This window comes from Carboxylicivirga linearis, from assembly GCF_018271995.1.
Classification (GTDB): domain Bacteria; phylum Bacteroidota; class Bacteroidia; order Bacteroidales; family Marinilabiliaceae; genus Carboxylicivirga; species Carboxylicivirga linearis.
Window position 1 is genome coordinate 1 of the sequence record NZ_JAGUCO010000144.1, and the last position, 497, is coordinate 497.

General features: G+C 37.0%; 1 protein-coding gene. It reads right to left on the reverse strand.

Going from position 1 to position 497, the window contains the following annotated elements; translation table 11 throughout:
- Positions 1-180 precede the first annotated feature (180 nt).
- On the reverse strand, positions 181-497 hold a 317-nt coding region (locus KEM10_RS24075; protein WP_212221036.1), incomplete at its 5' end, for a hypothetical protein.

The following is a 497-nucleotide window of genomic DNA, read 5'->3' on the forward strand; positions in this document are numbered from 1 at the left end:
GCATCTGTCACCTTTTCATCAAGCAAGTTTTGTAGTCCATCAATACTGGCAGCCGGAATTTGTTCATCTTTATGCCAAAACGAATCCATCCAATGCCAAAATTGTTCCTGCAAAGGTTTTAAACCTCTTTTAAACCAGTCTTTAAGTGTATTTATAGGTTGTTTTGCCATGTTAAAAAGTCTATGCTCCAGTGTAGTAACTCATATTAAATGCATACTGCCCACTAACAGCTTGTATTTGATTTACTAAAATTCTTGGATCACCTGATAGAATTGCCATTTGAGCCAAATTAAAGGCTGCATTAACAGCTGTACATCCAATATTAATAGATGGTGGTGTTATTTCTTCCGGAAGATCCCATATTAAAGGTGATGATGTGGGTGAAAACAATCCAGATATAACTACATGATTGCCTTTTTGACGCGCATAAACCCAGTTGGAACCTAAAAGCGTACCTGAACTTAATGGACATTGGATCCATCCACTATCATTCATCA